General features: G+C 69.0%; 22 protein-coding genes. 12 read left to right on the forward strand and 10 right to left on the reverse strand.

Annotated features, from left to right (window positions below; translation table 11 throughout):
* Nucleotides 1-15 precede the first annotated feature (15 nt).
* From NQK81_RS32375 to NQK81_RS32395, 5 genes are all read left to right on the forward strand, one after another.
* Nucleotides 16-573, forward strand: coding sequence for an ArsR/SmtB family transcription factor (locus tag NQK81_RS32375; RefSeq protein WP_257484493.1), 558 nt, complete (start codon nt 16-18; stop codon nt 571-573).
* Nucleotides 566-1453 (forward strand): SRPBCC family protein, encoded by an 888-nt coding sequence (locus tag NQK81_RS32380; protein ID WP_257484494.1) that lies wholly within the window; start codon nt 566-568, stop codon nt 1451-1453. The genes NQK81_RS32375 and NQK81_RS32380 overlap by 8 nt, the downstream gene beginning before the upstream one ends.
* Before the next feature lie 9 nt (nt 1454-1462).
* A complete protein-coding gene (locus NQK81_RS32385; protein ID WP_257484495.1) occupies nt 1463-2215 on the forward strand; it encodes an SDR family NAD(P)-dependent oxidoreductase in 753 nt (250 codons plus the stop codon).
* A 72-nt stretch (nt 2216-2287) separates the two neighbouring features.
* Nucleotides 2288-2770, forward strand: coding sequence for a DUF3761 domain-containing protein (locus NQK81_RS32390; protein ID WP_257484496.1), 483 nt, complete (start codon nt 2288-2290; stop codon nt 2768-2770).
* Between the two features lie 57 nt (nt 2771-2827).
* On the forward strand, nt 2828-4255 hold the full coding sequence (locus NQK81_RS32395; protein WP_257484497.1) for an MFS transporter: 1428 nt from the start codon (nt 2828-2830) through the stop codon (nt 4253-4255).
* A gap of 47 nt (nt 4256-4302) precedes the next feature.
* On the opposite strand, the gene NQK81_RS32400 is transcribed toward NQK81_RS32395, so the two are convergent.
* Entirely contained in the window at nt 4303-5856 is a 1554-nt protein-coding gene (locus tag NQK81_RS32400; RefSeq protein ID WP_257484498.1) for an acetolactate synthase large subunit, read from the reverse strand.
* Nucleotides 5857-5868: 12 nt separating this feature from the next.
* Entirely contained in the window at nt 5869-7251 is a 1383-nt protein-coding gene (locus tag NQK81_RS32405; protein ID WP_257489894.1) for an FAD-binding oxidoreductase, read from the reverse strand.
* A 181-nt stretch (nt 7252-7432) separates the two neighbouring features.
* Here NQK81_RS32405 and NQK81_RS32410 point away from each other — a divergent pair, with 181 nt between their 5' ends.
* Entirely contained in the window at nt 7433-8227 is a 795-nt protein-coding gene (locus NQK81_RS32410) for a Calx-beta domain-containing protein (protein WP_257484499.1), read from the forward strand.
* Here the strand turns inward: NQK81_RS32410 and NQK81_RS32415 are convergent.
* Nucleotides 8211-11198 carry an AfsR/SARP family transcriptional regulator gene (locus NQK81_RS32415; RefSeq protein ID WP_257484500.1) on the reverse strand — a complete coding sequence of 996 codons (2988 nt, stop codon included), beginning with the start codon at nt 11196-11198 and terminating at the stop codon, nt 8211-8213. The genes NQK81_RS32410 and NQK81_RS32415 overlap by 17 nt on opposite strands.
* 149 nt (nt 11199-11347) lie before the next feature.
* On the opposite strand from NQK81_RS32415, the gene NQK81_RS32420 reads away from it, so the two are divergent.
* Nucleotides 11348-12334: a hypothetical protein gene (locus tag NQK81_RS32420; protein ID WP_257484501.1), complete on the forward strand. Its 987-nt coding sequence runs from the start codon at nt 11348-11350 to the stop codon at nt 12332-12334.
* A 66-nt stretch (nt 12335-12400) separates the two neighbouring features.
* Here the strand turns inward: NQK81_RS32420 and NQK81_RS32425 are convergent, their stop codons facing one another.
* Both NQK81_RS32425 and NQK81_RS32430 read right to left on the reverse strand, forming a co-directional pair.
* Nucleotides 12401-12898, reverse strand: a complete 498-nt coding sequence (locus NQK81_RS32425) for a DUF3830 family protein (RefSeq protein ID WP_007033814.1) — start codon at nt 12896-12898, stop codon at nt 12401-12403.
* Nucleotides 12898-14148 (reverse strand): aspartate aminotransferase family protein, encoded by a 1251-nt coding sequence (locus NQK81_RS32430; RefSeq protein ID WP_257484502.1) that lies wholly within the window; start codon nt 14146-14148, stop codon nt 12898-12900. Before NQK81_RS32430 ends, NQK81_RS32425 begins: the two co-directional genes overlap by 1 nt.
* A gap of 88 nt (nt 14149-14236) precedes the next feature.
* Between NQK81_RS32430 and NQK81_RS32435 the strand changes: the two genes are divergently transcribed.
* The 3 genes from NQK81_RS32435 to NQK81_RS32445 all read left to right on the forward strand — a co-directional run bounded on the left by NQK81_RS32435 (nt 14237) and on the right by NQK81_RS32445 (nt 17740).
* Nucleotides 14237-15700, forward strand: a complete 1464-nt coding sequence (locus tag NQK81_RS32435) for an NAD-dependent succinate-semialdehyde dehydrogenase (RefSeq protein WP_257484503.1) — start codon at nt 14237-14239, stop codon at nt 15698-15700.
* The gene (locus tag NQK81_RS32440) at nt 15697-16770 is read left to right on the forward strand and encodes a tartrate dehydrogenase (RefSeq protein ID WP_257484504.1); all 1074 of its coding nucleotides are present in this window, start codon (nt 15697-15699) and stop codon (nt 16768-16770) included. Before NQK81_RS32435 ends, NQK81_RS32440 begins: the two co-directional genes overlap by 4 nt.
* 493 nt (nt 16771-17263) lie before the next feature.
* On the forward strand, nt 17264-17740 hold the full coding sequence (locus NQK81_RS32445) for a DUF4262 domain-containing protein (RefSeq protein ID WP_126735678.1): 477 nt from the start codon (nt 17264-17266) through the stop codon (nt 17738-17740).
* A 4-nt stretch (nt 17741-17744) separates the two neighbouring features.
* On the opposite strand, the gene NQK81_RS32450 is transcribed toward NQK81_RS32445, so the two are convergent.
* Genes NQK81_RS32450 through NQK81_RS32460 form a run of 3 tightly spaced genes read right to left on the reverse strand, consistent with a single transcriptional unit; the run spans nt 17745 to nt 19996 of the window.
* A complete protein-coding gene (locus tag NQK81_RS32450) occupies nt 17745-18437 on the reverse strand; it encodes a GntR family transcriptional regulator (protein ID WP_192743318.1) in 693 nt (230 codons plus the stop codon).
* 3 nt (nt 18438-18440) lie between these two features.
* Nucleotides 18441-19211, reverse strand: a complete 771-nt coding sequence (locus tag NQK81_RS32455; protein WP_257484505.1) for a maleate cis-trans isomerase family protein — start codon at nt 19209-19211, stop codon at nt 18441-18443.
* A gap of 44 nt (nt 19212-19255) precedes the next feature.
* On the reverse strand, nt 19256-19996 hold the full coding sequence (locus tag NQK81_RS32460) for a maleate cis-trans isomerase family protein (RefSeq protein WP_126735675.1): 741 nt from the start codon (nt 19994-19996) through the stop codon (nt 19256-19258).
* Nucleotides 19997-20094: 98 nt separating this feature from the next.
* Here NQK81_RS32460 and NQK81_RS32465 point away from each other — a divergent pair, with 98 nt between their 5' ends.
* Both NQK81_RS32465 and NQK81_RS32470 read left to right on the forward strand, forming a co-directional pair.
* Nucleotides 20095-21084 (forward strand): D-2-hydroxyacid dehydrogenase, encoded by a 990-nt coding sequence (locus NQK81_RS32465; protein ID WP_257484506.1) that lies wholly within the window; start codon nt 20095-20097, stop codon nt 21082-21084.
* 7 nt (nt 21085-21091) lie between these two features.
* Entirely contained in the window at nt 21092-22468 is a 1377-nt protein-coding gene (locus NQK81_RS32470) for an amidase (protein WP_126735673.1), read from the forward strand.
* Between the two features lie 51 nt (nt 22469-22519).
* Here the strand turns inward: NQK81_RS32470 and NQK81_RS32475 are convergent, their stop codons facing one another.
* Together NQK81_RS32475 and NQK81_RS32480 are read right to left on the reverse strand one after the other, a co-directional pair.
* Entirely contained in the window at nt 22520-23740 is a 1221-nt protein-coding gene (locus NQK81_RS32475; protein WP_257484507.1) for an MFS transporter, read from the reverse strand.
* Nucleotides 23737-24255, reverse strand: coding sequence for an ArsR/SmtB family transcription factor (locus NQK81_RS32480; RefSeq protein ID WP_257484508.1), 519 nt, complete (start codon nt 24253-24255; stop codon nt 23737-23739). Before NQK81_RS32480 ends, NQK81_RS32475 begins: the two co-directional genes overlap by 4 nt.
* Between the last annotated feature and the right edge of the window lie 8 nt (nt 24256-24263).

Genomic DNA, 24263 nt, shown 5'->3' on the forward strand with positions numbered 1-24263 from the left:
CAAGGGTGTGGCGCCGTGAGAGACGTGGAGTACCTGGAGCGGCTGGAACAGGCGGAGGCGTTGCTGAAACCGCAGCGGGTGGACGTGCTGCGGCAGCTGGCCGAGCCGCGGTCCTGCACCGAGGTGGCGGCGGCGCTGGATCAGACGCCGCAGCGGGTCTACTACCACGTGAAGCGACTGGTGGAAGCCGGTCTCGTGAAGCAGGTGTCGGAGCGGAAGGTGCGCGCCGTCAGTGAGGGTGTGTACCAGGCGACCGCCCGGTCGTACTGGTTGTCGCCGGGGCTGGTGGGACGGCTCGGCCCGCGGGCGGCGCGGGACGAGCTGAGCTTGGGCTATCTGGTGGACCTCATGGAAGAGGTCCAGGCGGACGTCGCCGCGCTCGACCGGGCCGCGCCGGAACTGCCGTCGATCGGTGTCGCCGGCGAGATCCGGGTCGAGCCGGAGCGGCGTCAGGAGTTCCTCGACGAACTGAAGACCACTTTGCAGGATCTGTTCACCCGCTACGGCGGAGCGGAAGGCGACGCCTTCAAGCTCGCCTTGGCCTGTTACCCGAAGGGAAACGCCCGTGACTGAACCGACGAGGTTCGAGGTGCGCCTGCGCGCGCCGATCGAGAAGGTCTGGCACGCGCTGACAGATCCAGGGGCGCTGCGCGTATGGCTTTCCGAATACGCGGAGGTCGACCTGCCGTCCAGGTATGAGTTCTGGGGCCGCTACACGCCGGAAGGCGATCGCCCGCGCCAGCGGCTGCTGCTGGCCGAGGACAACGTCCTGCGGTTCGCCTGGACCCTCGGCGGGAAGGAGACCGTCGTCGAGATCGCGCTGACGGAGGACGGGGACGAGACGTCCTTGTCGTTCAGTCAGAGCGGTCTGCCGGATTACGCCACGATGCTCGCCGACCCGTATTCGTCGCTCAGCCTGATGCACACGTTCTGGGCGCTTTCGGTCGCGAACCTCGTCGACCATGTCGAAGGACGGCCGCCCATCGCGCGCTGCGATCTCACTTCCCCGCTGATGAGCGAAGAAGTGCGGATCGACGCGCCCCGAGGGGAGGTCTACTCCTCGATCGCCGACCCCGACGTGTTCACCCGCTGGTTCGGCGCCCGGATCGAGGCGGAGACCCATGTCGGCGGCCGTTGGGCGATGGGGTCGCTGGACAAGGACCCGGATCCGGCGAAGATCGTCGATCTGGTGCCCGGCTCCAAGATGTCGCTCGCCTACCAGGACGGTGTCGTCGCCTCCTGGGAACTCGAGGACTCAGATGGCGGTACGAAGCTGACCTTCGTCCAAAGTGGATTCGCGGACGAGAAGCCGCCATACGGCATGTGGATGGGCTGGCTCAGCGGTTTGGCGGAACTGCGCAGGTTCCACGAGCTCGACTCGTGGCGCTCGTCGTGGGTCGACGTCCACCTGGAGGGAACACCCGACGGGCTCATCACCCTGGATGGCAAGTAGGAGGAAGCGATGTTGCTCGAAGGCAGGAACGCGATCATCTACGGGGCAGCCGGCGGAATCGGCGGCGCGGTGGCCCGCGGGTTCGCCAGGGAGGGTGCGACAGTGCATCTCACCGGTCGCACCTTGAGGAAACTCGACGCGCTGGCCGACGAAATCCGGGCGGCGGGCGGGAAAGCCGAAACGGCGGAGTTCGACGCGCTCGACGAAGCCGCCATCGACGAGCATGCCGCTTCGGTGGCTTCCTCGGCGGGCAGCGTCGACATCTCGATGAACGTGATCACGCACAACGACGTTCAGGGCACTCCGCTGGTCGAGATGTCGTTGGAGGACCTCGAAAGCCCGGTCCGGACGGCGGTGCGGACGAACTTCCTCACCGCGCGGGCCGCTGCCCGGCACATGATCGGGCAGCGGGCCGGAGTGATCCTGATGTTCGGCGGCGACGGTGATCCGCTGCCCGGGTACCACCTCGGCGGGTTGCAGGTCGCGTTCAGCGCGATGGAGGCGTTGCGGCGCGGGCTGGCGTGCGAACTCGGGCCACAGGGCATCCGGGTCGTGACCCTTCGCACCGGCGGGATCCCGGAGACGATTCCGGCGGGCGCCGGCCTCGACGACGCCATTCGTGACATGGTCGACGCGACGATGCTCAGGCGGACGGCGTCGCTCGAAGACGTCGCCCGGGTGGCCGCCTTCGCCGCGTCGGACCATGCGCGCAGCATGACGGCGACGGCGTTGAACATCAGTTGCGGCGCGATGGTCGACTAGGCGCCGGCCTCGCCGTAACAACGGCGGACGATCTCCCGACTACGCGGCACTACCGGTGCTGGGGAGGTCGTTATGCCGAAGAGGACGACGAAGCTGGGCATGGCACTGGCGATCGGGCTTCTGGTCGCCGGAGGCTGCGGTGTGGAGACCGTGCCCACCGGGCGGGTCACACCGCAAAGCAGCCCGGCGCCAACGGTGTCGACAGTGCCGGCGTCGTCCAGCACTGGGGCGCCGCCTACGAACACGGCCACTCCTACTCTGGCACCTCAGCGGTTCGTGCCGACGACCACGGCCGCGGTCGAGGTGCCGAAGCAGGTCGAGCCCAAACCGGCGAAAACACCTCCGAAGACCACACAGACCGCGAAGGCGCCGAACCCGGCGGAGTGTGGAAGCGACTACTACCGCAACACCGACGGTGTCTGTGTCCACCGGCCGTCGGCCGGAGCCGGCGCGGCCGACGGAGCGACCGCCCTCTGCGAGGACGGTTCCTATAGCTACAGCCAGAATCGCCGCGGTACCTGTTCCGGCCATGGTGGGGTTCGCACCTGGCTGTGATCCCGTCGGTCAACCGTTCACTGGGAAGGGTGGTGCTGTGTAAGGTCGGATCATGGGATGCGCATGGTGAAACCGGTCGGACGGGCACCTTCGCCCCGGATCTTCGTCGTCGTGCTCGCCACCTGCGGTCTGGTGGCCTCGTTCATGCAGACGCTCGTCGTGCCGCTCATCCCGGCGTTTCCCAGGCTGCTCGACGCGCCCCCGTCGGACGCGTCGTGGGTGGTGACGGCGACCCTGATCGCCGGAGCCGTGGTGATGCCGGTGAGCGGCAGGCTCGGCGACCTCTACGGCAAACGCCGGTTGCTGCTGATCAGCCTCGGCTTCCTGGTCGCCGGTTCGGTGGTGTCCGCGCTGACCAGTTCGCTCGCGCTGATGGTCCTCGGGCGAGGGCTGCAAGGTTGCGCGATGGGCGCGATCCCGCTGGGCATCAGCATCATGCGCGACGAACTCGCGCCGGAACGGGTCGGCGCCGCGATCTCGGTGATGAGTTCGACGCTCGGCGTCGGTGGCGCCATCGGGCTCCCGGTGTCCGCGCTGGTCGCGCAGAACGCCGACTGGCACGTCCTGTTCTGGGCTTCGGCGGGGCTCGGGCTCGTCTGCGGCCTGCTGATCCTCTTCGTGGTGCCGGAGTCGCCGGTGAAGACGCCGGCACCGTTCGACTACCTCGGCGCGCTGGGGCTGACGGCCGGGCTGGTCTGCCTGCTGTTGCCGATCGTCAAGGGCGGCGAATGGGGCTGGGGAAGCGGCCGCACCCTCGCCTTCGCGGGGAGCGCGGTGGTGATCCTGCTGGTCTGGGGCGCCTATCAGCTCCGGCGGCGTGATCCGCTCGTGGACCTGCGGGTCTCCGCACGGCGGCCGGTGCTGTTCACCAACCTCGCGTCGATCATGATCGGGTTCGCGCTGTACTCGATGGCGTTGTCGTTCCCGCAGTTGCTGCAGGCACCCGCGTCGACCGGCTACGGCCTCGGCCTGACCATGGTGCAGGCCGGGCTCTGCCTCGCGCCGAACGGCCTGGTCATGTTCATGCTGTCGCCGGTTTCGGCCCGGCTCATCGAGCGCTACGGACCGCGTACGACGCTGATGGTCGGCGCGACCACCATCGCGGCCGGATACGCCTTCGCGACCGTGTTGATGGACAACGCCTTCGAGCTGATCACGGCGTCGATCATCATCGGTGGCGGTGTCGGCATCGCCTATGCGGCCATGCCGGCGCTGATCATGGGTTCGGTCCCGGTCACCGAAACCGCGTCCGCGAACGGGTTGAACTCGCTGATGCGCTCCGTCGGCACGTCGACGTCCAGTGCGGTGATGGCGTCCATGCTCGCGTCGCTGGCGATCACCGTCGGCGGGGTTTCCGTCCCGTCCGCGACGGGGTTCCGGCTGAGCTTCCTGGTCGCCGCCGGTGCGGCGCTCCTGGGACTCGTCCTGACCGTTTTCGTGCCGAAACAACGCCAGCCCGAATCAGTGGTCGCCTCGGTCCGCTAGCGCCCCGCGTGCGATGAAGGGACTCATCGCACGCAGGGACGCTCCGCTCAGAAGAGCGTCGGGACAATCGCATCGATCAGGTGCGGGCCCGGTTCGGCGAGCGCGCGCTGGAACTGCTCGGCCAGCTCTTCTGCGGTCGTGGCCCGGGACGCCGGGACGCCCATGCCTTCGGCGATCTTGACGAAGTCCATGTCGGGCCGGGAAAGGTCGAGCAGCTCGTTCGCCTTCGGGCCGTTGGCGTCCGCGCCGACCCGCTGCAACTCCAGCCGCAGGATCGCGTACGCGCGGTTGTTCAGCAGGACGGTGGTGACGTTGAGGTTCTCCCGCGCCTGCGTCCACAGCGCCGAAATCGTGTACAGCGCGCTGCCGTCGGACTGCAGGTTGATGACCGGCCGGTCCGGCGCGGCGACGGCCGCCCCGGTCGCGACTGGCATGCCATAGCCGATCGCACCGCCGGTCAAGGTCAGCACGTCGTGCCGCGGCGCGCCCGCGGTCGCGGCGGGCAGCAGCAGACCGGAGGTGTTCGCCTCGTCCGCGATGATCGCGCGCTCCGGCAGCAGTGCGCCGATCACGTCGACCCAGTTCTGCGGAGTCAACGGCCCGGAGGGCAGCGCGGGCCGGGAGGCCTCCTGCAACACCGGCTCCGTCTCGGCGGCGACCAGCTCGGCGACGTCGTTCAGCGCTCGCGGCACGTCTTGCGCGACTTCGGCCAGCACATGGACCTGTGCGCCTTCGGGGACCAGGTCGCTCGCCTTGCCGGGGTAGGCGAAGAACGAAACGGGCGCCTTCGTGCCGGCGACGATCACGTGCTTGATCCCGTCGAGCTGGTACGCGACCTGCTCGGCGAGGTAGCCCAGCCGCTCGATCGTCGGCAGGCCTTCGCCGCGTTCGAGCCGGGCGGGGAAGGTCTCGACGAACGCCTTCACACCGGTCGCTGCCGCGATCCGGCTGGTCGCGCGCAACCCGGCCTCACGGCAGCCGCTGCCGCCGACGAGCAGTGCGACCGGTTCACCGCTGGACAGCACCTCGGCGATGTTCTTCACCGTCGTCGCGTCGACGACCTGCGGGATCCGAGGCGGGATGGGCGCGCAGGTCTCGCCGCCCTCACCCCAGGACGCGTCGGCGGGGAGGATCAGTGTGGCCACCTGACCGGGGGCGTCCTGGGAGGCCGCGACCGCCGCGGCGGCGTCGGCACCGACGTCCTTCGTGTGCTCGGAGCGGCGGACCCAGCCTTCGAGCGAACCGGCGACGGCCTCGATATCCGATTCGAGCGGGGCGTCGTACTGCTTGTGGTAGGTCGCGTGGTCGCCGATCACGTTGACGATCGGGGTGTGCGCGCGGCGCGCGTTGTGCAGGTTCGCCAGCCCGTTGCCGAGACCGGGACCGAGGTGCAGCAGCGTGGCCGCCGGCTTGTCGGCGATCCGCGCGTAGCCGTCCGCGGCACCGGTGACGACGCCTTCGAAGAGGCCGAGCACACCGCGCATCTCGGGCACGGAGTCGAGGGCGGCCACGAAGTGCATCTCCGAGGTGCCCGGATTCGAAAAGCACACGTCGACACCGCTGTCGACGAGCGTGCGGATCAGGGACTGGGCGCCGTTCATCTCACTCACTTTTCAAGCCCTCTCAGCGAACAGAACGCCGGGGTTGAGGATCCCGGCCGGGTCGAAGCTCTCCTTGATCCGGCGCATCAGCGCGATCTTCGCCGGGTCCTCCAGTTCGAGGAAGTAGCCGGATTTGGCCCGGCCGAGGCCGTGCTCGCCGGAGATCGCGCCGCCGAGTTCCATGCCGAGCGCGAAGATGTCGGTCAGCAACTGCTTCCGCTTCTCCGGGTCCTTGCAGAAGATGGCCAGGTGGACGTTGCCGTCGCCGGCGTGCCCGCAGCCGAGCGCGCCCGACTCGCGCGACAACGCCATTTCCCTGGCCTTGCGCAGGAACTCGGGCATGGCGGACCGCGGGACGACCACGTCGATGACGTCGTCCGCGCCGGCCGCCTTGGCCGTCCAGAAGGCCTTCTCGCGTGCCTCGATCAGCTTGCGCGCCGACGGGCCTTCGAGCACGTACACGTCCATCGCACCGACGTCACCCAGCAGGCCGCCGAGTTCTTCGACGTCGGCGTGCAGCCGGTCGCTGTCGCGATTTTCCAGTGCCACCACCAGATACGCCTGCGCCTTGTCGCGGATCGCGTCGGGGACGCCGAGGCTGAGCTTCTCGTTGTAGCTGATCGCGGCGAGCGTCAGATTGTCGATGTACTCGAGGATATGCGGCGCGAGCCCGCTGGCGACGATCTTCGGGACGACCGTCATCACCTCGTCGAAGGTCTCGAACGGGGCGAACACCGTGGCGCCGTGCGGGAGGCGCGGGTACAGCTTCACGATGACCTCGGTCGCGAGCGCGAGGGTGCCTTCGGAGCCGATGATCAGCTGGGTCAGGTCGTACCCGGTCGACACCTTCGAGGTCTTGCCGCCGGTACGGATGATCTCGCCGGTCGGCAGCACGGCCTGCAGGCCCACGACGTTGTGCCGCGTGACGCCGTACTTGACCGCGCGCATACCGCCCGCGTTCGTCCCGACGTTGCCGCCGACGCTCGCGCTCAGCTCGCCGGGGTAGACGGTGTAGCCGAGTCCGGCTTCCGTGGTCTTTTCGTCCAATTCGGACAGTGTGACGCCGGGCTGGACGACGGCCACGTGGTTCTCGGTGTCGATCTCCAGTACCGCGTTCATTCGCTCGAAAGAGATCACCAGGCCGTCCTCGTGTGGCCGCGCGCCACCCGAAAGCCCCGTGCCCGACCCTCTCGCGGTGACCGGTACGCCGTGTTCACTCGCGGCCTTGAGCAGCTCCGCGACCTCTTCGGCGCTTCCCGGTTTCGCCAGGTGGGCGGGCCGCTGCGCGGTGGTGGTCAAAGCCTCGTCGTGCGCGTAGTCCTCGGGGATCGCCTCGCCCGAGAGCAAGTTCGTGTCCCCGACGATCTCGGCGAACCGTGCCGCAACATCGCCCATCGACTGCCCTTCCTCACGCCTCTTCGCCTGGTTACCGAAGCGTAGTACGTCGTGGACGGCGATGGCCATGAATCCTTTTCATGTTTGGTTGCCACAACCTCGTGACAACCTCGCTCGGTTACCCATGTCGCAGCGGGCCGGGCGGCCCGCCGGAAGGGGTGGACGCTCGATGGGATCCAGGATGAGACGGATCGCGGCGCTGGGGGCGGCGCTGGCGATCACGTTCGGGCTCGCCGTACCGGCGGCCGAAGGCGGGCAAGCGGCCTGCACGGCGCCCGTGGCGAACGTCAGCGGAGTCAGCCAGGCCGAGGGGACGAGCGCCGGATACACCACCCTTGTCTTCACCGTTTCACTCACCGACGGCGGCTGCGCGCCGCAGGGCACGGTCGAATACCGGACGATCGAAGGCAACGGCTCGCCGGTCGATCCGGCGTTCGTCGCGAAGGAGAGCATCGACTACTTGCCGCGTGCGGGCACACTGACCTGGGCCGGACGGGCGGACGCGCAGACGGTCGCGGTCAAGGTCCGCGCCGATTCCCTGGTGGAGAACGACGAAATGTTCTCCCTGCAGCTGTACGGCGGGAAAGGGGTGCGGGTCGGGCACAGCGTCGGTGTCGCCTGGGTGGCCGACGACGACAAGGTCAAGATCGCGCCACTGGCCACCACCCAGGAAGGCGAGATCTGCTGGTCGATCCCACCGAACTTCGCGCTGGGCGCCACCACCTGCAGGGTGCCGCTCGTGCTTTCCCGGCCGTGGCTCTCCGGACCGCTCACGATCCGCTACCGCACCGAGGGCTCCGCCCACGAGCCGGTGAAGGACGGTGTCGTCACCTTCCAACGCGGTGAGACCAGGGGATACGCCGAATTCACGATCGTGCCCGGGCAAACGGGGAAGGCACGGGTCGAGTTCTTCGAGCCGTCGCAGGGCAGGCTCGTGTACGCGACCTCGACCGTGGTGATCAGCCCCGCCGGGTGACGAGGTCGGCGTCGGCCGTCGCGTTCGCCCGCCGGTACAGCTCGATCGCTCGAGCCCAGTGGGCGGCCGCGGCGGCCGTGTCACCGCACCGCGCTTCCAGATCGCCGAGGTCGCGATGCAGATGAGCCTCCTCGTACGGATCCGGGACACCCGCCCGGACCGCGACGCCGCGTTCGAGGTTCTCCCGCGCCGCGGCCAGATCGCCGAGCCCCAGGTGGGCGCGGCCGAGCCGGTCGAGCGCGGCCGCCTCGCTGTGCCGGTTCCCGACGTCGCGGCTGATCAGCAGCGCCTGGTCGAAATCGGCCCGCGCGGCCCGGAAGTCCCGGCGGGCGAGGTGGACCTGGCCGGCGTGCAGCAGCGACTCCCACTCCTGCCACCGGTCCCCGATCGCCCTGGACGCGGCCAGCGCCTTGCCGAGATGGTCCAGCGCGACGTCGTGATCGCCGAGCTCCTCGTAGGCCTCGCCGAGCGTGTCCAGAGTGGCCGCTTCCAGCCGGGCGTTGCCGAGTTCGCGGAACGTCTCCAGCGCGGCCGTCAGCGGGCTGAGCCCGTCCATCGGCTGGCCGCGGCGAATGTAGGCGTGGCCGAGGTTGCGCTGGGACAGCGCACGGCCGAGCCGGTTGCCCGCCGAGGTGCACCGCTCCACCGCGAGCCGGTACGCGGTGATCGCCTCGTCGAACCGGCGCAGCGCGGCGTAGGCGTTCGCGGTGTTGTTGTAGATGTGCCCTTCGCCTTCCAAGTCGCCCGCCGCGCGGGCGGCCTTCAACGCGCGGGCGTTGGTTTCGAGCGCGTCCGTCAACCTGCGGGTCATGAAGTAGGCCGCACCCAGCGCACGCAGCATTTCCGCCTCCGCCAGCGGATCCTCGAGTTCGGCGGCCGCCGCGGCCCCCTCGCGGCAAAGCCCGATCCGCTCGTTCCAGCCGCCCATGGTGTCGTAGAAACTGGTGAGCAGGTAGGTGAGCTGCCAGGCGGCGGTGTTGCGGCCGTGCTCGCGCGCGAACCGCACCACCGGAAGCAGATTCGCGCGCTCGGCACCGAGGAACGCCAGCGCCGCACGCCTTTCCGCCGGGAACGGCCGCTCGGGTGCCGGGTGGCGCAACGCCGGGGTGACCAGATCGCGGTTCGGGTCGATGATCCGGTTCGCTTCGGCGGCGACGTGCAGGTACCAGTCGATCAGCCGCCCCGCTGCCTCCGCGCGGCCCGGCGTCGTTTCGTCGGCGTGGGCGCACGCGACGGCGAATTCCCGGATCAGATCGTGGAGGCGATAACGGTCCGGGCCCGCCGGGGTGATCAGGTGCGCCGCGGCCAGCTCGGCGGCCGCGGCCCGGCCGGCTTCGGCGGGCACCCCGCACAGCGCGCTGGCGAGGGACGAACTGAACGACGTCCCCGGGATCAGCCCGGAAAGCCGGAACAGCCGGGCCGGAGCCTGGTCCAGTGGCAGGTAGGCGCTCGCGAGGACTGTTTTGACCGTTCGTGAATCTCCTTGTACCGCAAGGGTTTCCAGCCGCCCGGCCCCGGTGAGCTCCTCGGTGAGCTCCGCGATCGGACGGCCCGGCTCACCGGTCAGGCGGGCGGCGGCGATCCGCAGCGCCAGAGGCATCCCGTCGCACAGCCTGGCCAGGCGCGCGGCGTGGTCGGCTTCGCGCGAGACCCGGTCGGCGCCCAGGACCCGGGTGAGCAGCGTCATCGATTCCGGATCGGCCAGCGCGTCGAGGGCGAACACGCGGACGGCGTGCCTGCTGCCGAGCGCGGCGAGGGTCTGTCTGCTGGTGACGATCAGCATCGTCTCGGTCGTGCCGGGGACGAGCGGAAGGATCTGGTCGACCCCGCCCGCGTTGTCGGCGACGATCACGCAACGCTTCCCGTGCAGCAAGGAGCGGTAGAGCGCCGCGCGTTCGGCCGTCGCGTCGGGCAGCCGATCGTCGGGAAGACCGAGCCCGCGCGAAAGATGGGCGAGGGCCTCGCCCGGCGAGACCGCTTCCGCCGGGTCGTGCCCGGCGAGGTCGAGGAAGAGCTGCCCGTCGGGGAAGCGTTCGGCGATGCGATGCGCCCACTGCACGGCCAGCGCCGATTTACCCATCCCCGCCGCCCCGGAGATGACCACGACCGGCGGCTCGGCTTCGTCGAGAAGACCGTCGAGCGAAGCGAGCTCCTGCTGCCGCCCGGTGAAGTGCCCGACGCGGGCGGGGAGTTGCGCGGGTGCGGTGCCCCGTGCGGGTGCGTCGAGTTCGGGCGCCCGTCGCAGGATCGACGCGTGCAGTTCGACCAGTTCCGGGCCGGGATCGACGCCGAACTCGTCGGCCAGACACCGGCGCACGGCCTGAAAGGTCTCCAGTGCCTCGGCATGCCTCCCGCAGCGGTGCAGGGCGAGCATGTGCAGCGCGGCGAGCCGTTCGCGGTAGGGCTGCTCGGCCCGGAGCCGCGGAAGCTCCCGGAGGACCTCCTCGTGATCGCCGAGCCTGAGCTCCGCGTCCCAAAGTTCTTCCCAGGCGGACAGCCGTAGTTCCTGGAGCCGTTCGACCTCGCGCAGCCCCCAACCGTCGAGTTCGGCGTCCGCGAAGGCTCCGCCGCGCCAGAGCCGTAACGCCTCGCGCAACGCCGCCACCGCCTGGGCCGGATTGCTCCGCTTGGCGGCACGAAGTTCTTCTTCGAACCGGAGAGCGTCGACAGAGGACGGTGCCACCGTCAGGACGTACCCGGGCTTGCGGGTGAGCAGGACCGGCGCGAAACCGCAGTCCTCCAAGGCCTGCCGGATCCGGGCGACATGACTGTGCAGGGTCTTCACCGCGGTGCGCGGCGGATCTTCACCCCAGAGCACGTCGACCAGACGGGGGATCGGGACGACCGAGCCCGCGTGCAGGGCGAGAACGCCGAGCACGGCTCGCTGGCGGGCGCCGTGCAGCTCCGCCCGCCCGGTGGGGCCGATCGCTTCGACCGGGCCCAGCACCCGCAGTTCCCCTGGCCCGGGCACCCCGCTCCCTCCGGCATGTGACCTCGGTGAGCGTATCCGGGCGAAGACCCACCCAAATCGGCCGATTAGGGCACACGATCTCGACAACCCCGCCACAACCGGCCTGGCCGACGGTCAACGGGTCGAATGTTTCGCGCAAGGAGGGGAACATGATCAGCAGGAATCCGCGGCGCCGCCGGACGCTGCTCGCGTCGGCCGTCTTGGCCGCCGCGACGCTGTTCGCTGGTATCGCACCCGCGGTACAGGCCGCGCCGGAAGCCCGGGCCGACGTCTTCATCCGGGACAACACGTCCGACGTCGGGTTCGAACCGTCGGCCGGTTCGCTCTACTCCAGTCCGGACATCCGGGTGTGCTTCACGCCAGGGACACTGTGCGCCAGCGACGACCCGGTCGTGCAGGGGACCACCGCCTACATCCACGTCACCCTGAACAATCCCGGCCCGTACGGCGACGCGCTCGAGAAGGGCACGTTGCAGGTCTACTACACCAAACAAGGCACCGTGGCCCAGTGGTCGAGCCAGTGGACCTACATCGGTTCGGCCACCAACGTGAGCGTGCCCTACGGGACCAAGCGGGTCGTCATCCCGTGGAAGGTGCCGCTCGGTTCGCACTTCTGCCTGCTGGCGCGGTGGCTTTCGCCGACCGACCTGCCGACCGAAGGCCTGAGCACGTCGGCGAACGCCCGGAACAACAACAACATCGCCTGGCACAACGTGAACGCGCTACCGTTCAAGATCAAGATCCCGGAGTTCCGGCCGATCGTGTTCGGCTGGGACGGTCCGGACCCCACGGCGGTCGGCGACATCGTCTTCACCCAGCCGGGCAGGCCGTTCACCGGTCCGGGACGGATCACCATCGACCTCGGCCCCGACCTGGCCGCGCGCTGGCGGGCGTCCGGCGCGAAGGGGGAGGGCGTCGAACGGGTCGGTGAGACCGAGTTGGCCATCGTGAACCCGCAGCGAGCCCGGATCAGCGGCCTGACCTTCAAATCGGGCGAACAGGTGGGCGCCAAGCTGAGCTTCACCGCCGGCGTCGAAGCGGCTGGCGGGCAGTACACCGTCCACGTGACCCAGGTCGACCAGCGCGGTGAAGAGGTCGGCGGCGTCGAATACCGGCTCGCCGAAGCGCGACAGTAAGCCAGGGTGGGGTGGGGTGCCGGCCCGTGGGCGGTGAGGGTGGAAACCCGCACCGCCCACGGGTTTTCACGCGCGTGCGAACGAAAGCGTCTCGCCCTCGACACCTCGCAGCCAGAGGTCCTGGGCGGCTTCGGCCATTTCCGCCAGTCCCTCTTCGATCGTCGCGAACACGTTGCCGGGCACCCAGCCCGCGTCGCCGTTGATCAGCAGGTTGTTGCGGCCGTAGAAGATCGCGAGGTCCGTCGCGCCCTGGTCGCTGTGCGCCTCACTGCCTTCGTCGTAGCCGTACGCCGGGTTGCCGATCTCCCATGCCTCGAACCCGAAGTACACGACATCCCCCGGAATCGGGGTCACCGTGGGGTTTTCGCGGCCCGGCTTCGGTTCGGCGAAGGGCGGCACGAGCGTGTAGACCTCGTTGCGCGCGTACTTCGCGTGGTAGGCCGAACCGCTCTGCGGCAACGCGTCCCAGACAGCGCGGCAGGTCCGCGGGGCTTCGGCGTCGAGCAGCCGGGCCCGGCAGGACACCCCGCGCTTGTCGAGCGTGATCGTGATGTAGCGGGCCATCACTCGACCCCCGCCACCACGTCGCCCCAGATGCGCAGCGCCTCGTCGACCTGCGCGGAGTCGACGATCAGCGGTGGCACCATCCGGACGACGTTCATGTACGCCCCGCAGGTCAGCAGCAGCAATCCGTTGGAGGACGCGGCTTTCTGGGCCGCCTGGGCCTTCGCGGTGTCCGGTTCGCCGTCCGGGGTGGTGAACTCGGAACCGATCAGCAGCCCCAGCCCGCGGACGTCGCCGATCGACGGTGATTTGTCCGCGATCACCCGCACGCCCTCCAGGAGCTGGCGTCCTCGTTCGGCGGCGTTCTCGACCAGGCCCTCCTGCTGGATCACCTCGAGCGTGGCGATCGCCGCCGCACAGGCCACCGCGTTGCCGCCGTAGGTCCCGCCCTGGGAACCGGGGAGAGCCTTCGCCATCAGCTCCTCCGACGCGGCGATACCCGAGATCGGGAACCCGCTCGCGAGCCCCTTCGCGATGAGCACGATGTCCGGGCGCACGCCGAAGTGCTCGTGTCCCCAGAACCGGCCCGTCCGGCCGAAGCCGGTCTGGATCTCGTCCATCACCAGCAGGATGCCGTGCTTGTCGGCGCGTTCCCGCAGTCCGGCCAGGAACTCGGTGTTCGCCGGGACGTACCCGCCCTCGCCGAGCACCGGCTCGATGAAGAACGCTGCCGTCTCGTTGGGCGCGCAGACCGTCGCGAAGAGGTAGTCGAGCTCGCGCAGCGCGAACTTCGTCGCCGTCTCCTCGTCCCAGCCGTAGTGGAACGCGTAGGGGAAGGGCGCGACGTGCACGCCGGACATGAGCGGCGAGATCCCAGCGCTGAACCGCGTGCCCGACGTCGTCATCGTCGCCGCCGCGACGGTCCGGCCGTGGAACCCGCCCTGGAAGACGATGACGTTGGGCCGCTTCGTGGCCTGCCGCGACAACCGGAGCGCCGCCTCGACCGCCTCGCTGCCCGAGTTCGCGTAGAAGAGGGAATCGAGGCCTTCCGGGAGAACGCCGCCCAGCTTCTCGGTCAGCTCCAGCATCGGCTTGTGCATGACCGTCGTGTACTGCCCGTGGACGAGTTTGCCGATCTGCTCCCGGGCCGCGCTCACCACGTGCGGGTGACAGTGACCGGTGCTGGTCACGCCGATACCGGCGGTGAAATCCAGGTGACGTTTGCCATCGGTGCCGTAGAGGTAAACCCCTTCACCGTGGTCGACCACGACCGGCGTTGCCTGCTTGAGCAGCGGTGATAGCTGGGCCATGGGCTGCGCTCCTAGGTCGGCTGAGCTGTTGTCGATTGTTGACAATATCCATAGCATGGCGTTCGGGACAACATGGAGGAGCGTTGGGATGAGCTCGATCAGTGAGGCCGGCGTGGTCACGTCGGTCGGCAAGGAACTGTTCATCGGCGGCAAGTGGGTACCCGCCACGGACGGGAAGACCTTCCCCGTTCTCGACCCCTCGACAGGTGAAGCCCTGTGCGAGGTGGCCGACGCGTCACCGGCGGACGGTGTCAGCGCACTCGACGCGGCCGTCGCCGCACAGGCCGACTGGGCGAACGTCGCCCCGCGCGAACGCGGCGAGATCCTGCGCCGCGCCTACGAGCTGCTGATCAAGCGCGCCGATGAACTCGCGCTGCTGATGACCCTCGAGATGGGCAAGCCGCTCGCGGAATCGAAGGGCGAGATCACCTACGCGGCCGAATTCTTCCGCTGGTTCGCGGAGGAGGCCGTCCGGATCGACGGTGGTTACGCCGTGGCTCCCAACGGGTCGGGCCGGTTCCTCGTGACGAAGCAGCCCGTCGGTCCGTGTCTGCTGATCACGCCGTGGAACTTCCCCATGGCGATGGGCACCCGCAAGATCGGGCCCGCGGTCGCGGCAGGCTGCACGATGGTGATCAAACCCGCCGCTCAAACCCCCCTTTCGATGTTGGCCCTCGCGGCTATCCTCGCCGAAGCGGGGCTGCCGGAAGGTGTGCTGAACGTGCTCACGACGTCGGACTCCGGCGGCGTGATGGAGCCGTTGATCCGCGACGGCCGCGCGCGGAAGCTGTCCTTCACCGGCTCGACCGGCGTCGGGCGGAAGCTGCTGGAACAGTGCGCGGACAAGGTGCTCCGGACCTCGATGGAGCTCGGCGGCAACGCCCCCTTCCTCGTCTTCGAAGACGCCGACCTCGACGCGGCGATCGAGGGCGCGATGACCGCGAAGATGCGCAACATCGGCGAGGCCTGCACAGCCGCGAACCGCTTCTATGTCCAGCGAGGCATCGTCGACGAGTTCTCCCGGCGCCTCACCGAGCGTATGGAGGCCTTGCCGATGGGGCGCGGCACCGAGGAGGGTGTCGTCGTCGGCCCCCTCATCGACGAAGCCGCCGTCGAGAAGGTCAGCGGCCTGGTCGCCGACGCCACCGAGCGAGGGGCGCGTGTCCTCACCGGTGGATCCACAGTGGACGGTCCAGGCAACTTCTACCAGGCCACGGTCCTCACCGACGTGCCCAAGGACGCCAGGCTCGCTTCGGAAGAGATCTTCGGGCCGGTCGCCCCGATCACTCCGTTCGACAGCGAGGACGAGGCCATCGCGGCGGCGAACGACACCGAGTTCGGGCTTGTGTCCTATGTGTACACCTCCGATCTCACACGGGCACTGCGGGTCTCGGAACGGCTGGAAGCCGGCATGATCGGCCTCAACCAGGGACTGGTTTCGAACCCGGCGGCACCGTTCGGCGGGATCAAGCAGTCCGGGCTCGGCCGTGAGGGCGGCAGCGTCGGCATCGACGAGTTCCTGGAGACCAAGTACATCGCGGTGGCCCTGTGATTTCTCGAGCAGGGACCTCCTATCGGATCGCGAGCATTCCCGGCGACGGGATCGGCGTGGACGTGACGGTCGAGGCCCGCAAGGTCCTCGACCGCGCGGCGGCATCGCATGGTTTCTCCTTGTCCTGGACGGAGTTCGACTGGAGCTGTGAGCGGTACACCAAAACCGGGGCGATGATGCCCGCCGACGGGATCGAGCGGCTTTCCGCGTTCGACGGGATCTTTCTCGGCGCCGTCGGCTTTCCGGGTGTCCCTGACCATGTGTCGTTGTGGGGTCTCCTCATTCCGGTCCGGCGTGCGTTCAGCCAGTACGTCAACCTCCGGCCGGTCCGGCTACTGCCGGGGACGACGTCGGCGCTGGCCGGCCGCGGCGCCGACGAACTGGAGATGGTGATCGTCCGCGAGAACTCCGAGGGCGAGTACTCGGAGCTCGGCGGCAGGCACAATCGTGGGCTGGGGAACGAGTTCGTCTTACAGGAATCCGTGTTCACGAGGGTCGGGGTCGAGCGGATCATCCGCTACGCCTTCGAACTGGCGAAGACGCGCACGGGGCGGGTCTGTTCGGCGACCAAATCCAACGGGCTCATCCACTCGATGCCGTTCTGGGACGAGATCTTCGCGGAAATCTCCGCGGAGTACCCGGACGTGCACGCCGAGCAGTGCCATGTCGACGCGCTCGCCGCGCGGATGGTGCAGGCGCCGGACCGGCTCGACGTCGTGGTGGCTTCCAATCTGTTCGGCGACATCCTGAGCGACCTGGCGGCGGCCGTGACGGGCGGGCTCGGAATGGCACCTTCGGGCAACATCAATCCGACCGGTGAGCTTCCTTCCATGTTCGAGGCGGTGCACGGCAGCGCTCCCGACATCGCCGGACAGGGCATCGCGAATCCGGTGGCGCAGATCCTGGCGGGGGCGATGCTGCTCGACCATCTCGGGGAAACCGTTGCGGCACAAGCCGTACGTGCGGCGGTGGAAAAGGTTCTCGAGGAGGGGGCCGTGCAAACCCCCGACCTCGGCGGGAAGTCCACCACCGCCGAACTCGGGTCCGCGGTGGTCGCCGCTCTATCTTGAACCATCCGCATAGTGGCGTGTCAAGTCCCGGAAGTCATGAACGGTCCATTCATGGCTGTTGAGTACAGGAAGGCCCCTTCTTTGCGTTAAGCGCAGGGAAGGGGCCTTCGCGTACTCAAGTTCGGGCGGAGCCGCCATTCGCTGACTGGAGCGGCAAGGCTCGACGGCCGTGTCGCGAAAGCCACTTTCGGGACATCAGGTGTCCTGAAAGTGGCTTTCGCGACACTGGACAGGTCCAGGAAGTGCCAGATTCACCTTGCGACGTTAGGCAGTGGCGTTTGGGTGTCGATCCCGTGGATCCATCGCGCAACCTGCGTCTTGACCTTCGAAATTTCTCAACCAAGGTGAAAATGTTGCCCTGAAAGGGGAATCTCGGCGCGAAATCGAGCACGAAAGCCCGTTCGCCGACTGCGCGTCACCCCGGGTCGCGAGTTTTTGTCGGTGCCCCGGTGCACAGTGCCGGTCATCGGATTCGACGACTTGAGGAGCGCTGATGTGCTGGCATTGCGACAACCCCGGGAAGACCCGCGCCGACTACCTCGTCGAGGAGGTGCGGCCGCTGATCCGGAAGTACGGCTGGATGGTGCAGACGGTCGAGCGCGGCACGGTCCAACCGGGCTTCGCGTACACGGTCGGGCTCACCGACGCCGGGCTGCCGGAACTGGTCGTCACCGGCCTGCGGGAGCGAAGATCCGGCCAGCTGCTGAATTATTTCGCCCAGCAGGTGGTCCGGTCGGGGCCGCCGGAGGCGGGTGAGGTGCTGCCCGCCGCGGTGGGATGGCCGTCGTTCGAGGTCGTTTCGCTCAGTTCGCCGTCGGCCCACCTGCTCACCGCGGTTCTCCTGTACGGCGAAGAATTCCGTGCGCTGCAACTGGTCTACGAGGACGAGCACGGCAATTGGCCGTGGGACAGGGATTTCCGCGGCGGGACGGGTGGTCAGCCGGTGCTGGGGGTGCGAGGCCGTGGCTGAAGGCTCAAGGCACCGCGGGCGCTTCGCCTTCCCGCAGGCTGGTTCCCGGGGCCAGCCGCTGGACGGCGTCCTCCATATGGGCTTCCAGCAGCGACAGCGCGGTCTCCTCGTCGCCGGCGCGCAGGGCTTCGATGATCCTGGTGTGCTCGGTGACCCGTTCTTCGACCCGCTGATAGGTGCCCTGCAGCGCGGTGAGGCACATACGGGTCTCGATCAGCAGGGTCCTGGCCATGCGCACGAGCCGCTTGCTGCCGGAGGCGGCGATCAGCGCCTCGTGGAAACGGAGGTCCGCCCAGGAGAGCGCGGTCGGGTCGTCGTCGTCCGCGGCGGTGGCCATGGCACGCACGGCCTCTTCGAGTTCGGCGGCGACCCGCTCCCTGTCCCCGCGCAGCGCGCGCAGCATCGCGGCACGCTCGATGGCCGAGCGCGCCGAGTAGATGTCGTAGACGTCGCCGGGTTCGAGGTCGATCACGAACAGGCCGCGGTGGCGTTCGCTGCGCAGGAGGCCTTCGGAGACGAGGTGCTGCATCGCCTCGCGCAGCGGCCCCCGCGAAACCTGGAACCGGGAGGCCAGATCCGTTTCACCGAGCTGGGTGCCGGGAGGAAGAGCGCCGGTCATGATCGCGTCCCGCAACTGGCGCGCGATGATCCCGGCGGTCGACTCCCGGCTGACCGGCTCGATATCCGGCAAGGACATGGTTCAGTCGCCCCTTCTCCCGAACAGCGCGCCCAGTGTGCGGACGAGCGGCGACTTCCCGGTGAGCCGCAACCCTTCCCAGACGGTGACCTGGTTGGCGGTCAGCACGGGCTTGCCGAGCCTGGTTTCGAGCGTGTTGATCTCGCCGAGCGTCCGCATGGCGGTGTCGGGGACGAGCAGCGCGTCGGCGTCCGGGTGGTCCCGGCTCACCGCGAGCTCGACGACCGCTTCCGGGCTGAGTTCGCCGACCTCGGCCGCGGTGTCGATGTCCGCGCTGCCCATCGAGACCACTTCGACCCCGCCCGCGCCGAGGAACTCGACGAACAGCCGGGCGACGTCGTCCGGGTAGCTGGCGGCGACCGCGACCCGCCGGACGCCGAGTGCCCGCGCGGCGTTGACGAAGGCGAAGGAGGTGCTCGACGCCGGGACACCTGCGACGGCGGAGAGCCGGTCGGCCTGGTCGTGGGCGCCTTCCCAGCCGTAGACGAAGCTGCCGCTGGTGCACGCCCACACCACCGCGTCGGGTTCGTGTTTGGCCAGGAGCGCGGCGCCGTCGGCGAGCCGGCTTTCGCTGCCGAGGTCCAAGAGCTCGGGAACGGCGTGCAGATCGGTTCCGTAGATGTGCTCGACCGGCAGCTTGATCCCGGCCATGTCCCCGCCGAGGAGCTGTTCCGCGAGCGGGTAGTCGTCTTCGGCCGCGTGATCGGGGTAGATGAACCCGATGGTGGTCGTCTCGGACGGCGGCTCGGGTGGGGCGAACGGCGTGATGGGCACGGAACCTCCGAAGGGCAGATTGTCGACAATCGTAGGCGAAGAGGTCAGTCGACCTCCCGGAGCCACTTGCCGGGCCCGACGATCGGCAGGTTCATCCGCCGGAGGCAGGCCCACATGGTGAGCTGATTCGCGGTGAGGACCGGTTTGCCGAGCGCGCTTTCGAGTGGCTCGATCAGATCGTAGGTGGGGAGGTTGGTGCAGCTGACGAAGATGGCTTCGGCGTCGGCGTGGTCGGCCGCGAGGATGCGTTCGGCGATGGTCCGGTAGCTGACCTTCCAGATGCCGCCACCCAGGCCGAGATGGTCGCTCGAGACGGTGTCGACGCCGAGCTCGGCCAGGAAGTCGTGCAGCTTCCCGGTCAGGTCGCCGTCGTAGGGGGTGAGCACCGAGACCCGGTGGAGGTCGAGCTGATGCAGGACCTCCGCCAGCGCTCCGGACGTGGTGACGGCGTCCGTCGCGCCCGCGTCGCAGATCGCCTTGGTCAGCGAGCGTTCGTAGTCCACACCGTTGACGAAACTGCCGGAGGTGCACAGATAAGCGACGACTTCGGGCTCCACATGGAGCACGTCCCGCGTGGCGGCGGCGAGATGCCTGCTGTCGCTGACGAGCTGGGCCATCTCCATGCTGACGGGCACGGGCTCGTACGGTGTCCGCGCCAGGTGGAGGGAGACCTCCATGGGCACCCAGCGCCACAGCTCGCGTTCCAGGGCCAGGTCGAAGGGGGCGATCACGCCGATACCGCGCTGCGCCAACGGGCCTTCGAACTCCAGTAAGTCGAAATCCAAGTCTCAGCCTCCGGAAACTTCTGCTGTCACAGTCCGGTGCTCCGGGGGTCGTTCCTCGGATTGTTGACAATCATACGAGCCACTTTTACGGTGTCAACGTGATCGCCTCGGAGACCCCTGTGCTGGCGGTGCTCTGCGGAGACACGCGCCCACCGGACATGCGCGCTATCGAAGACCGAGCGGTGGTTCGTTACACCGGTGAGGCCGGGTTGGCTGACGCGTTATCCGGAGCCGACGCGTTCTTCGTCTACGACTTCCTTTCGACCGCCGTCCCGGGCGCCTGGCACGCGGCCGACAAGCTGCGCTGGCTGCACATCGCCAGTGCGGGCGTCGACCCCGTCCTCTTCCCGGGGCTGCAGGAGAGCGATGTCGTGCTCACCAACTCCCGAGGGGTCTTCGACGGGGCGATCGCCGAGTACGTCCTCGGAGTCGTCCTCGCGTTCGCCAAGGACTTCGTTCGTTCGTGGGATCTGCAGCGGCGAAAGCAGTGGAAGCACCGCGAGAGCGAGCGGATCTCCGGCCGCCGGGTTCTCGTGGTCGGCACGGGTCCGATCGGCCGGTCGATCGCGCGGCTGCTGCGGGCGGCCGGGATGTCGGTGGCGGGCGTCGGACGGCGTCCTCGTGAGGACGATCCCGACTTCGGCGATGTGTACGCGTCTTCGGACCTCGCACGTCATCTTCCCGGGGCGGACTACGTCGTCGCGGTCGCGCCGTTGACCGAGCAGACGAAGGGCATGTTCGACGCCGAGACCTTCGCCGCGATGAAACCCGGCGCGCGGTTCGTCAACGTCGGCCGAGGTGAACTGGTCGTTACCTCGGACCTGATCGGCGCACTGCGGGACGGGCCGCTCGGCGGCGCGGCGCTCGACGTCTTCGACACCGAGCCGCTGCCCGCCGACAGTCCTTTGTGGACTATGGAGAACGTGCTGATCTCGCCGCATATGTCGGGCGACTTCGTCGGCTGGCGTAATACTCTGGTAGAGGTGTTCGCGGACAACTTCCGTCGCTGGCGCGCGGGGGAGCCGCTGCGCAACGTCGTGGACAAGCAGCTCGGGTACGTGCCGTCGGAGACGCTTCGCCAAGGTTAGGGGCCGGATGAACGACACCAAGTTGACCGCGAGCGAGCTCGTCGCCGCGTATGCCACCGGAGAGCTGTCGCCGGTCGAGGCCACCCAGAACGCCTTGCGCGCCATCGAAGAACGCGACGGCGAGACCAACGCCTTTTGCCTTGTCGACGCCGACGGCGCGCTCGAACAGGCGAAAGCGTCCGAGATCCGCTGGCGGGACGGCAACCCGATCGGCTGGCTCGACGGCGTTCCGGCCTCGATCAAGGACATGTTCCTGACCCAGGGCTGGCCGACGTTGCGCGGTTCGCGATGCATCGACCCCGACCAGCCGTGGGACGTCGACAGCCCGGTCACCGCGCGGCTGCGTGAGAACGGCTTGGTGCTGCTGGGAAAGACCACGACACCGGAGCTGGCGTGGAAGGGCGTCACCGACAACACGCTGACCGGGATCACCCGCAACCCGATCGACCCGTCGACGACGGCGGGCGGTTCGAGCGGGGGCAGCGCCGCGGCCGTCGCGGCGGGGATGGGTGAACTCTCCGTCGGCACCGATGGCGGCGGCTCGATCCGGATCCCGGCGTCGTTCTGCGGAATCGTCGGGCTCAAACCGACACACGGCCGGATCCCGCTGTTCCCGGCGAGTCCGTTCGGCCCGCTCTCGCACGCCGGCCCGATGGCGCGTTCGGTCGATGACACCGCGCTGCTCCTCGACGTCCTCGCCCTGCCGGACCACCGTGACCCGGCCGCGCTCGCCCCGCCGGTCTCGACCTATCGCGAGGCCGTCCGGCGGGACGTGCGCGGGCTGATCGCCGCCTACTCGCCGACGCTCGGCTACGTCGACGTCGACCCGGAGGTCGCGGAGATCGTCAAGTCGGCGGTCCGGTCGCTGGGCGACGCGGGCCTGCACATCGAAGAGACCGATCCCGGTTTCACCGACCCGAAAGCGGCCTTCGACATCCTGTGGTCGACGGGGGCGGCCAAGTGGCTGGACACCTTCCCCGCCGGTTCGGAGACGAAGGTCGATCCCGGGCTGCGGAAGGTGTGGGAACTCGGCAAGACCTTCTCGGCGAGCGACTACCTCGGCGCCAATGCCGAGCGGGCCGCGCTAGGCATCCTGATGGGCGAGTTCCACACGCGCTACGACGTGCTGATCACGCCGACCCTCCCGATCACCGCCTTCGAGGCCGGGCACGAGGTGCCGCCGGGCAGCGGGCTGAGCGGCTGGCCGGACTGGACGCCGTTCACCTACCCGTTCAACATGACCCAGCAGCCCGCCATCAGCGTGCCGGCGGGCCGCACCTCGCGGGGCCTCCCGGTCGGCCTGCAGATCGTCGGACCGCGGCACTCCGACGACCTGGTCCTCGCGGTCGCGAAGCTCCTCGAGGAGGTCCGTCCCTGGCCGTGACCTGCGGAAAGGAAGCAAGGGACCTTTGCTACCACTTCGCGGGGCGCCGGGTCAGGGCTGCGCGGCGTGGGACTTCCGGACCAGGCCGCGCACCTGGGCGCTGCACAGCGCGAGACCGGTGGCGGCCACGACCAGCGCGGCGCACGCGAGCAAAGTGGTGCTGACCCCGAAGTGCTGCGCGGCGGGCCCGGCCGCCATCTGCCCGAGGGGGAGGGCGATGAAGGAACCGAGCATGTCGTAGGAGTAGACGCGCGCGAGTTTGTCCTCGGGCACGTTCTCCTGCAGCGAGACGTCCCACGCGACCACGAACTGCTCGATCGCCAGACCGGAGACGAACATGGCCGCCAGCAGCAGCGGCAGCAAGGGGGCCTGGCCGAGGAGGATCAGCGGCGGCGCCTCGAAGAGGATCACCGCGACGCCGACGAACAGCGCGCGCCGCGGCTGCCATCGGGCCACGAGGATGCCGCCGACGAGCGAGCCGATCGTCTGCGCGGCGAGGGCGAATCCCCAGCCGGAGCGCCCGAAAGTGCTGTCGGCGACGACGGGGCCGAGCACCGCGATCCCGCCGGCGATGACGGCGTTCACCACCATGAACTGCACGACCACGACCCAGACCCAGGTGCGCGACCGGAACTCGTGCCAGCCTTCAACGAGTTCCGCGAGCGGGCGGCTGCCGGGGATCCGTTCCCGGCGGCTGAGGCGGATGCACCGGTAGGACAGGGCGGAGCCCAGGAACAGCAGCGCGTTCCCGCCGAGTGCCCAGCCGGGGCCGACCGCGGTGACCAGGATGCCGCCGAGCCCGGCGCCGGCGATCCGGCCGGAGTTCGACAACAGCCTGGCCAGCGCGTTGGCCTGTGCGAGCAGGGTGGCGGGCACCGTCAGCGGGGTGAGTGACGCCGACGCCGGTGCGGAGATCGCGGCCACCGCGCCGTTGACCACGCTCAGGCCGACCAGCAGCGGGATCGACGCGAATCCACAAAGGACGCTCGCCGCGATGACCGCCTGGGTCAGCGTGGCGGCGAGTTCGGTGCCCTGGAGGATCACCGACCGCGGCAGCCGGTCCGCCAGTACCCCGCCGAACAGCAGCAGGACCACGCTCGCCACGGACCGCGCGCCGACGACGATGCCGATGTCGACGGCCGAACCGGTCAGGTCGATCACCGCGAACGCGAGCGCGAGCGGGGCGACAGCGTTGCCGAACTCCCCGAACGTGCGGCCGCCGATCAGCCAGCGGAAGTTGTGATGGCGCAGTGGTTCGCGCAGAGACGTCATCGTCGCCTCATTTCGAACAGCGCGACCGTCGCGCTGACCGGGATCGTGCCCCGGGTGCGGGGCGGCTTCGCGGCGGAGTGCAGAAGGTCGCTCAGCTCGCGGGCGTGTTCGAGCGCCTTCCCCCAGGTCTCGCGGTCGACCCACATCTCCGCGTCGCTCGTCGACCCCGGTTTGCCGGGAACGCGGAATTCGCTGCGCCGCTTGAGTTCTTCGGCCATAGTCGCGATGAGGAGCTGTTCCTCCCGCGGATTCGCCGACGTGAACCGCGATCCGGACTCCGGATCGTGCCGGTAGCGTTTCGCCAGGCCGCCCCGGATCCGGACCTCCTCGGCGACGTCCAGCAGGCCGGCCTCGTGCAACCGCCGCAGGTGATAGCTGACATTCGCTTGTGTCTCACCGAGTTCGCGCGCGGCTTCGGCCGCGCTCATCGCGACACCGGTCAAAAGGGACAGAATGCGCAGCCGGACGGGATGGGCGAGGACGCGCAGCTCGTCAAGGCCGGGGGACTCGGGCATGGGACGAG

The sequence above is a fragment of the Amycolatopsis roodepoortensis genome (assembly GCF_024628825.1).
GTDB lineage: Bacteria > Actinomycetota > Actinomycetes > Mycobacteriales > Pseudonocardiaceae > Amycolatopsis > Amycolatopsis roodepoortensis.